The organism is Streptomyces viridosporus (assembly GCF_002078235.1).
Lineage (GTDB): Bacteria > Actinomycetota > Actinomycetes > Streptomycetales > Streptomycetaceae > Streptomyces > Streptomyces viridosporus.
Genome location: NZ_MSGP01000435.1, coordinates 1 through 9,208 on the forward strand (window position 1 = coordinate 1; position 9,208 = coordinate 9,208).

A 9,208-nucleotide genomic window follows, 5' to 3' on the forward strand; every position below is an offset into this window, starting at 1 on the left:
GACCTCGGCGCCGAGGTCCTGGCGGGTCTCGCGGCCGGCGGCACCCGGATGGTCGCCCAGCGCTCCACCGGCTTCAACAACGTCGACCTCGAGGTCGCCGAGCGGCTCGGCCTGACGGTCGCCCGCGTGTCGTATTACTCGCCGTACTCGGTCGCCGAGTTCGCCTGGACCCTCGCCATGGCGGTCAACCGCCGTGTCGTGCGCGCCTCCACCCGCACCCGCGACTTCGACTTCCGCCTCGACGGGCTGATGGGCCGCGACATGCACGGCCGCACCGTCGGCGTCCTCGGCACCGGCAAGATCGGCGAGGCGTTCACCCGGATCGCCCACGGCTTCGGCATGCGGCTGCTGGGCTGGGACGTCGTCGAGAACCCCGCCTGCCGGGAACTCGGCATGACCTACGTCCCCAAGGAACAGCTGCTCGCCGAGTCCGACCTGATCACCCTGCACGTCCCGCTGCTGCCCGAGACCCGGCACCTCATCGACGCCGACGCCCTGAAGACGATGCGGGACGACGCGATCCTGGTGAACTCCAGCCGGGGCGGCCTCGTCGACACCGCGGCCCTCGTCGCCGAACTGCGCGCGGGCCGCTTCACCGGCGTCGGCCTGGACGTGTACGAGGCGGAGGCGGGGCTGTTCTTCCTCGACAGGTCCCTGGAGGCCGTCGACGACGACACCCTGGCCCGCCTCGTCACGTTCCCGAACGTCCTGGTGACGTCCCATCAGGCGTACTACACCGTGGACGCCGTCGGGCAGATCATCGGGACCACGGTGGACAACGTCCTCGACTACACCGCCGGCCGCCGCTCGGCGAACGTGCTGGTGCCGCGCAGCTGACCCGTCAGCTCCCGGACGATCGCCGCGCCGTTCAGCGTCAGCACCGACTCCGGGTGGAACTGCACCCCGGCGAAGCCCGGCCCGCGCAGCGCGTGCACCTCACCGCTCGCCGCCCGGCTCACCTCGACGCCGTGCGCGGCCAGTTCGGCCGCCGCCTCGTCGTCGCAGCGCGCCGTGAAGCTGTTGTAGAAGCCGACGGTCTCCGGCCGCCCGAACAGGTCGATCTCCGTCTGCGCCCCCTGGTACGGCACCTCCTTGCGCACGATCTCCAGCCCCAGCTCGGCCGCGATCAGCTCGTGGCCGAGGCAGACCCCGAGGACGCCGTGCCGGTTCACGGGGGCGCCCCCTGCCCGAGCGGAGCCGAGAGCCCGGGAGGTGATCACCTCGGCGGCCAGGCCGCGCAGGAACCGCATCTTCGGGTCGGCCGTGTCGGACGGGTCGCCCGGTCCGGGCCCCAGCACCAGCGGCCCCTCGTGGCCGAGCGCCGCTTCCCGCAGCCCCGGCTCGTCGTACCGCCGGACGGTCACCTCCAGCCCGCCGGCGCGCAGCACGTGCGCCAGCATCGCGGTGAAGGTGTCCTCCCCGTCGACCACCAGGGCGTGGCCCTCCAGGGCGTCCGGCGTCTCCTGCATCCGCAGCCAGAACGGCGCCAGCGAGGCCCGGCGCCCGTCCAGCGCCGCCCGCACCCGGGGGTCGTCGGCCAGCCTCGGCAGTGCCGACTCCGCGCGCGGCCGCTCGGGGCGCACCCCCAGCGCGGCCAGCACCCCGGCCGCCTTGGCGTGGGTCTCGGCGACCTCGCCCGCCGGGTCGGAGCCGCGCACCAGCGTGGCGCCGACCGCCACCCGCAGCCGGCCGTCCGCGGCGATGTCGGCGGTGCGGATGAGGATGGGGGAGTCCAGGGTCTGGGCGCCTCCCGCGTCCCGGCCGACCAGGGCCAGCGCGCCCGCGTAGTAGCCGCGCCCACCGGTCTCGTGCCGCTCGATCACCCGGCAGGCGTTCTGCACCGGCGACCCGGTGACGGTGGCGGCGAACATGGTTTCCCTGAGCACCTCCCGCACGTCCAGCGAGGACCGGCCGCGCAGCTCGTACTCGGTGTGCGCGAGGTGCGCCATCTCCTTCAGCCGGGGGCCGACCACGACCCCGCCCCGGTCGCCGACGGTGCACATCATCTTGAGCTCCTCGTCGACGACCATCGACAGTTCCTCGATCTCCTTGCCGTCGGCGAGGAACTCCAGCAGGTGCTCGGGGGTGGGCCCCTCGGCCGGGTAGCGGTAGGTCCCGCTGATCGGGTTCATCACGACCGTCCCGCCGGACGCCCGCACGTGCACCTCGGGGCTCGCCCCGACCAGCGTCCTGTCCCCGGTGTGGACGACGAACGTCCAGTACGCTCCCCGCTCGCCCTCCAGGAGGCGCCGGAACAGCGCGAGCGCGTCGGCCCGCCCGAACCCGGGGATCTCGCCCTCGTAGGTCCGCCGGATCACGAAGTTGGCGCCCTCGCCCCGTCCGATCTCCTCCCGCAGCACGCGGCCGACGATCTCGCCGTACTGCTCGTCGGACACGTCGAAGCCGCCGTTCTCCACCCGCACGGCGTGCGACGGCAGGCGGGACAGGGCGTCCTCGAGCGGGATCTCGTACCGCTCCTCGGGGGTCAGCACCAGCAGCGGGGTGCCGTCGTCGCGGACGTCGAAACCGCGCTCGCGGATCTGCCGGAACGGCACGAGTGCCAGACACGCGTCGGGCAGCTCGGCCAGGCGCTCGCGGGGGGTCACCGGGCCGATCAGCAGCTCGACCGTGCCGCCGTCCTCGACGGAGCGGCCCGGAGTGCGGCGGCGCAGCAGGGCGAAGGGGCGGTCGTCGTGGGGGAGCTGTGCCAGGTCCATGGCGGGTGTTCCTCTTTTCGTCGTGGACGGGCCCCGGACGAGACGGGTCCCGCATGAGCGGAGAGGAACGACCCCGGACACACCGAAGGCCGCCCCTCGGGCGGCCTTCGCGAAGTGTGGTGCGTACGCGCAGTCAGTGGGCCGCCGGAGAAGCGGTCCACCACCAGTTCATGGTCGGGGTCGAGTGCGCGAACATGGGACGCACCCTACCCCATGCCCCCGATGTCCACAGGGCGTATTCCGCGTCTCACTTCCTGGGCACGGCCTGGAGGGGAGGGCGGTACCCCGTAATGTGGGGAACGTGACCGTGAACGCTAAGACCAGCGCGAGCGCTGGCAACACCTGGCGAAACCTGCCCGCGGCGCAGCAGCCCGAGTACCCCGACGCCGAGGCTCTGCGCGCAGTGATCGCGGAGCTCGAGTCGTATCCGCCGCTCGTCTTCGCGGGCGAGTGCGACCAGCTGCGCGCCCGGATGGCGGCCGTCGCCAGGGGAGAGGCGTTCCTCCTCCAGGGCGGCGACTGCGCCGAGGCCTTCGACGCGGTGTCCGCCGACCACATCCGCAACAAGCTCAAGACCCTGCTCCAGATGGGCGCCGTGCTGACGTACGCCGCCTCGGTGCCCGTGGTGAAGGTGGGCCGGATCGCCGGCCAGTACTCCAAGCCGCGCTCCAAGCCGACCGAGACCCGGGACGGCGTGACGCTGCCCACCTACCGGGGCGACTCCGTCAACGGCTTCGAGTTCACCGAGGAGGCCCGCGTCCCGGACCCCGAGCGGCTGAAGCGGATGTACCACGCCTCGGCCTCCACGCTGAACCTGGTGCGCGCCTTCACCACCGGCGGCTACGCCGACCTGCGCCAGGTGCACGCCTGGAACCAGGACTTCGTGAAGTCGTCGCCGTCCGGCCAGCGCTACGAGCAGCTCGCCCGGGAGATCGACAACGCGCTGAACTTCATGCGGGCCTGCGGCACGGACCCGGAGGAGTTCAAGACGGTCGAGTTCTACTCCTCGCACGAGGCGCTGCTGCTCGACTACGAGTCGGCGCTCACCCGCGTGGACTCGCGCACCGGCCGGCTGTACGACGTCTCCGCGCACATGGTGTGGATCGGTGAGCGCACCCGCCAGCTGGACCACGCGCACATCGAGTTCGCCTCGAAGATCCGCAACCCGATCGGCATCAAGCTCGGCCCGACGACGACGGCCGAGGAGGCGCTGCAGTACATCGACCGCCTCGACCCCGAGCGCGAGCCGGGCCGGCTGACCTTCATCGTCCGCATGGGCGCGGACAAGATCCGCGACCGGCTCCCCGAACTGGTCGAGAAGGTCACCGCGTCCGGTGCCACCGTCGCCTGGGTGACCGACCCGATGCACGGCAACACCTTCGAGGCGGCCTCGGGTCACAAGACCCGCCGCTTCGACGACGTGCTCGACGAGGTGAAGGGCTTCTTTGAGGTCCACAAGGCGCTCGGCACCCACCCGGGCGGCATCCACGTGGAGCTCACCGGCGACGACGTCACCGAGTGCGTGGGCGGCGGCGACGAGATCTTCGTCGACGACCTGCACCAGCGCTACGAGACGGCCTGCGACCCGCGGCTCAACCGCAGCCAGTCGCTGGACCTGGCGTTCCTCGTCGCCGAGATGTACCGGGACCAGTAACCGGCGGTGCCGGTGACGGCACCGGAAGGGGTGGGGCGCGGATCACAGGGATCCGCGCCCCACCCCGCTTTTGCGCCCTCCGGACGGCCGGTAAGGTTAGGTTTGCCTCACCGATCGGACGGGTCCCCGGTCAGTCGGTACGGCACGACCATGGATCCCGTTCGGGAGGTGAACCGCGTGTTCGTCTGCAGTTGCTTCGGTGTGACCGAGGAGCAGGTGAGGAGCCACGCGGAGGCCGGCGCGTGCACGCCCCGGCAGATCGCCTCCGCCTGCAAGGCCGGCACCGACTGCGGCGGCTGCGTGCGGCGCATCCAGGAACTGCTGGGCCGCGGCGCCTGCCCGCGCCGCCGGCTGGTCGACCAGGGGGAACCGCCGCTGACGGCGAAGCTGCCCGAAGCCGCCTAGCGGCGGGCCGGAGGCCGTGCGGGCGTCGCCCGGGCGGTGCCCGGCGCGTCGCGTCTAGTGCGTCGAGAACCCGCCCGTCCCCGGGCCCGACGAGTCGGGCTGGGACTGCTCGACGACCGTCGACAGGTACAGCGCCTCGCCCATCTTCTCGATCAGCTCGAGCTGGGTGTCCAGGTAGTCGATGTGGTGCTCCTCGTCGGCCAGGATCGCCTCGAAGACGTTGGCCGAGGTGATGTCGCCCTTGTTGCGCATGATGTCCACCCCCCGGCGCAGGCGGTCGATCGCCTCGAGCTCGATCTCCCGGTCGGCCTGGAACATCTCGGTCACCGTCTGCCCGACCCGGACGTGGAACAACCGCTGGTAGTTCGGCAGGCCGTCGAGCAGCAGGATGCGGTCGGTGAGCACCTCGGCGTGCCGCATCTCGTCGAAGGACTCCTCGCGCGTGTACCGGGCGAGTTTCGTCCAGCCCTTGTGGTCCTGCAGCTTCGAGTGCAGGAAGTACTGGTTGATCGCCGTGAGCTCGGCGGTCAACTGCTCGTTCAGGAGTTCGATGACCTCGGGGTCGCTCTGCATCGCGTGGGTTCCTTCCGCGCGGAAACGGGCGGGTTGCGCCGCATGATTGCACCGAGGGGAAAGATCGTCCAGTAAGTCTTCACTTAGTAAGTAAGACCATACTTAGCCTGGTTCATGGCGAATGGTCCTGTTCTGTCGAGCCCCGTTCGGAGGCATTGCCCCGGGTCTGTCAGGATGGAGACATGGGTCAGCCGGCGGAACGGGAATCGGGGGAGCGCGCAGCAGGAGGAGCGGCGCGGTTCGAACTCCCGCCGGGCCAGCGACTGCAACGGGGCTGGCCGGTCACGCACTACGGGCCGGTCCCCAAGTTCCGGCCCGACCGCTGGGAGTTCCGGGTCTTCGGGGCCACCGCCGACGGCGAGAAGCGCGGCTGGAACCACGAGGAGTTCACGGCCCTGCCGTACGTCACCGTGGTGGCCGACCTGCACTGCGTCACGAAGTTCAGCATGGTCGGCGCGGAATGGGGCGGCATCCCGGCCCGGACCGTCCTGGACATCGCCCCGCCCGCGCCCGACGTCACCCATGTGATGGTGTGGGCGGAGTACGGGTTCAGCTCCAACCTCCGGCTGGCGGACTTCGCCTCCGGGCGCACCCTGTTCGCCACGCACAAGGACGGCGAACTGCTGACCGCCGAGCACGGCTTCCCGCTGCGCCTGATCGTCCCCCACCTGTACGCCTGGAAGGGCCCCAAATGGGTCCGCGGCATCGAGTACATGACCGCCGACCGCCGGGGCTTCTGGGAGGAGCGCGGCTACCACAACATCGGCGATCCCTGGAAGGAGCAGCGCTACTCCTACCAGGAGGAACCGGGAGACGGCCCGGAGCTCTGACGCCCGGGGCCCCGCCCTCCGGCGCCGGCGGCCCGGCCGCTCAGCCGTCCCGGAGCTTCTTCAGCCGCTCCACGTCCGCCGCGTGCCCCTCCTTGCCGCCCGGCGTCTCGATGACCAGCGGCACGCCCGCGGTCGCGGGGTGCGTCATCAGCTCCCGGAACGGGCCCTCGCCGATGTGACCGGCGCCGATGTTCGCGTGCCGGTCCTTGTGCGCCCCGACCACGTCCGAGGAGTCATTGGCGTGGATCAGCCTCAGCCGCCCCTCGCCGACCGTGTCCACCAGCAGGTCCAGCGTCCGGTGCATCCCGCCGGGTTCGGCCAGGTCGTGACCCGCCGCGAACACGTGGCAGGTGTCCAGGCAGACGCCCAGCTTCGGGTGGGCGTCCAGCGCCTCGAAGTACGGCCCGAAGTCCCAGGTCCGCGAGCACAGCGAGGCCCCCTGGCCCGCCGTCGACTCCAGCAGCAGGAACGGGTCGTCGTCCCGGGTGAGCTCGTCGAGCAGCGGCAGCATGCGCTCCCGCACCTGCCGCAGCGCCACCGGACGCTCCCGCCCGCCGGTCGCGCTGCCGGTGTGCACCACCACGCCCAGCGCGCCGATCTCCCGGCCGCGCCGCAGGGAGTGCCGCAGCGACTCCACGGACCGCTCGACGGTCGCCTCGGTGTGGGACCCGAAGTTGATCAGGTACGGGGCGTGCACGTACGCCGGGATCGACCCGGCCGCGCAGGCCGCGCGGAACGCCTCGTCCTGCTTCGGGTTCCCGGCCGGTGTGGCCCAGCCGCGCGGATTGGCGACGAACACCTGCACGGCCTCGGCGCGCAGCTCACGGGCGTAGGACAGGCCGACGGAGTGCAGGCCCCCGGCCACGGGGACATGGCTGCCGACGGGGTTGCGGACGGGGCCGGACGGGTGACTCTTCACCCGTCAAGGGTGTCATGATCCCCGAGGCTCCCGGCTCCCGGCTCCCGGCTCCCGCCCCGCCGGCGGATCCTCCCGTCAGCGGATCCTGAGGGTGATCGTCGACCCCTTGGGCGCGGTGTCCCCGCCCTCCACGGACTGGCCCTTGACGGTGTCGCCGAACAGGCCCAGCAGACCGCGGTCCTCCTTCACCCGGAACCCGGCCCCCTCCAGCTTCTGCCGGGCCTCGTCCACGCCGTCGCCGACCACGTCCGGGACCTCGACCATCTCCGGGCCCTTGGACAGCGTCAGCGTCACCGTGTCGCCCTCGGCGACCTCGCGGCCGGCCTGCGGGGACTGCCGGGCCACCTCTCCGGCGTCGTGCTCGGAGTTGACCCGCTCGGCGGCGACCTCCACCTTCAGACCGGCCTCCGCCAGCTCGGCGCGGGCGTCCTCGAGGTCGTCGCCGGTCACGTCGGGGACGTCCACCGGGCTGCCCTTGCTCACGGTGAGTGCCACCGCCGAGTCCGCACGGACCTCGGTGCCCTTGACCGGCTCGGTGGAGATCACGGAGCCCCGCGGCACGTCCTCGCTGAACGCCCGGGTGACCATGCCCGGCTCCAGGCCCTCGTCCTTCAGCACGGAGCGCGCCTCGTCCAGCCGGTAGCCGTCGAGGTCGGGCACCCGCACGGTCCGCGGGCCCTTGGAGAGGACGAGCGACACCGGGGCGTTGCCGCGGATGCGGGCACCGGCCTTCGGGTCCGTGCTGATCACCGTGCCCCGCTCCACGGTGTCGCTGTACGCCTCCTCGACCCGGCCGACGCCCAGCCCGGCGTCCGCCAGCCGGTCCCGGGCCTCCTGCTCGGTCTTCGACAGCAGCGGCGGCACCTGGGTGAACTGGCCGGAGTTGATGTACCACACGCCCGTGCCCACCCCGAGGAACAGCAGCACGGCCACGACGATCGCCGTCGGGCCGCGCCGCAGCGCGAGGCGGCGCCGGGGCGGCAGCGGCGGCGGGGACGGGAGCCTGCTGGTGTGCCGGAAGGAGCCCGGGCCGCCGCCGTCGTCCTCGTCGACGGGCAGCGGGCGGGGCACCGTCAGCGCGCGCGGGATGACGCTCGTACGGTCCTCGGCGTTGTCGTGCTCCACCGTCAGCGCCTGCGGCGGCATCGCGTCCAGCTGCTCCTCGCCGAGCCCGCCGCGCGCCTCGCGGGCCCGCGCGAGCAGCGCCACCGCGTCGTGCGGGCGGATCTCCGGGTTGCGCGCGGTCGCCGACACGACCAGCTCGTCCAGCTCGTACGCCATGCCGGGCACCGCGGCCGAGGGGGGCGGCACGTCCTCGTGCAGGTGCTTGTAGAGGACGGTCGCGGGGGAGTCGCCCTCGTGCGGCTTCTCGCCGGTCAGCATCTCGTACAGCAGGATGCCGCAGGCGTAGACGTCCACGCGGGGGTCGGCGGTGCCGTGCTCGATCTGCTCCGGCGCGAGGTAGGAGACCGTGCCCAGCACGGTGCCGGTGGTGTTGGTCACCGTGTCCACGGCCCGGACCAGCCCGAAGTCGGCGACCTTGACCCGGCCGTCGTCCCCGATCAGCACGTTCTCGGGCTTCATGTCCCGGTGCACGAACCCGGCCCGGTGCGCGGCACCGAGCGCGGCCAGCACCGGCTCCAGGATGTCCAGCGCGGCCCGCGGCTGCAGCGCGCCGCGCTCGCGCAGCACGTCCCGCAGGGTGCAGCCGGCGACGTACTCCATCGCCAGGTAGACGTAGGCCCCGTCGGTGCCCTGGTCGAAGACCTGCACCACGTTCGGGTGGGCCAGCCGGGCCACCGACTTCGCCTCGCGGATGAACCGCTCGACGAACGAGGCGTCGGCCGCGAGGGAGGGGTGCATCACCTTGAGCGCGAGGACGCGGTCCAGACGGGTGTCCACGGCCCGGTAGACCGTGGCCATCCCGCCGACCGCGATCCGCGCCTCGACGCGGTACCGCCCGTCGAGCACCTGCCCGACCAGAGGGTCCTGAAGGGTCGTGTCCACGCAGGCGAGTCTACGAGCCGACGCCGACACCCCCGACCGCTCCGGTCCTGTTCGGAGCGCGACTGCAGCCGACCTGTGACGCAACGCACGCCCCCGGCCGCCC

Annotated in this window: 9 protein-coding genes; 4 read left to right on the top strand and 5 right to left on the bottom strand. The window is 72.3% G+C overall.

Annotation, left to right across the window (positions count from 1 at the left end; genetic code table 11):
• The coding region (locus B7L92_RS28180) for a 2-hydroxyacid dehydrogenase (RefSeq protein ID WP_081240192.1) at window positions 1–837 on the top strand (837 nt) is incomplete at its 5' end.
• Here B7L92_RS28180 and B7L92_RS28185 read toward each other — a convergent pair.
• Together B7L92_RS28185 and B7L92_RS43735 are read right to left on the bottom strand one after the other, a co-directional pair.
• Window positions 789–2,717, bottom strand: coding sequence for an anthranilate synthase family protein (locus B7L92_RS28185; RefSeq protein WP_081240193.1), 1,929 nt, complete (start codon window positions 2,715–2,717; stop codon window positions 789–791). The genes B7L92_RS28180 and B7L92_RS28185 overlap by 49 nt on opposite strands.
• A gap of 133 nt (window positions 2,718–2,850) precedes the next feature.
• Window positions 2,851–2,913: a trp operon leader peptide gene (locus tag B7L92_RS43735; RefSeq protein WP_106409781.1), complete on the bottom strand. Its 63-nt coding sequence runs from the start codon at window positions 2,911–2,913 to the stop codon at window positions 2,851–2,853.
• A 105-nt stretch (window positions 2,914–3,018) separates the two neighbouring features.
• Here B7L92_RS43735 and B7L92_RS28190 point away from each other — a divergent pair, with 105 nt between their 5' ends.
• Window positions 3,019–4,371 carry a class II 3-deoxy-7-phosphoheptulonate synthase gene (locus B7L92_RS28190; RefSeq protein WP_081240202.1) on the top strand — a complete coding sequence of 451 codons (1,353 nt, stop codon included), beginning with the start codon at window positions 3,019–3,021 and terminating at the stop codon, window positions 4,369–4,371.
• Window positions 4,372–4,521: 150 nt separating this feature from the next.
• Window positions 4,522–4,776 (top strand): (2Fe-2S)-binding protein, encoded by a 255-nt coding sequence (locus B7L92_RS28195; protein WP_081240194.1) that lies wholly within the window; start codon window positions 4,522–4,524, stop codon window positions 4,774–4,776.
• A 54-nt stretch (window positions 4,777–4,830) separates the two neighbouring features.
• Here B7L92_RS28195 and bfr read toward each other — a convergent pair whose 3' ends face one another.
• Window positions 4,831–5,349, bottom strand: a complete 519-nt coding sequence (gene bfr, locus B7L92_RS28200) for a bacterioferritin (RefSeq protein WP_081240195.1) — start codon at window positions 5,347–5,349, stop codon at window positions 4,831–4,833.
• Window positions 5,350–5,531: 182 nt separating this feature from the next.
• Here bfr and B7L92_RS28205 point away from each other — a divergent pair, with 182 nt between their 5' ends.
• On the top strand, window positions 5,532–6,179 hold the full coding sequence (locus B7L92_RS28205; protein ID WP_081240197.1) for a sulfite oxidase-like oxidoreductase: 648 nt from the start codon (window positions 5,532–5,534) through the stop codon (window positions 6,177–6,179).
• A gap of 40 nt (window positions 6,180–6,219) precedes the next feature.
• Here the strand turns inward: B7L92_RS28205 and B7L92_RS28210 are convergent, their stop codons facing one another.
• Window positions 6,220–7,098 carry a deoxyribonuclease IV gene (locus tag B7L92_RS28210; RefSeq protein ID WP_081240199.1) on the bottom strand — a complete coding sequence of 293 codons (879 nt, stop codon included), beginning with the start codon at window positions 7,096–7,098 and terminating at the stop codon, window positions 6,220–6,222.
• Between the two features lie 75 nt (window positions 7,099–7,173).
• Window positions 7,174–9,105: a Stk1 family PASTA domain-containing Ser/Thr kinase gene (gene pknB / locus B7L92_RS28215; RefSeq protein WP_081240201.1), complete on the bottom strand. Its 1,932-nt coding sequence runs from the start codon at window positions 9,103–9,105 to the stop codon at window positions 7,174–7,176.
• Between the last annotated feature and the right edge of the window lie 103 nt (window positions 9,106–9,208).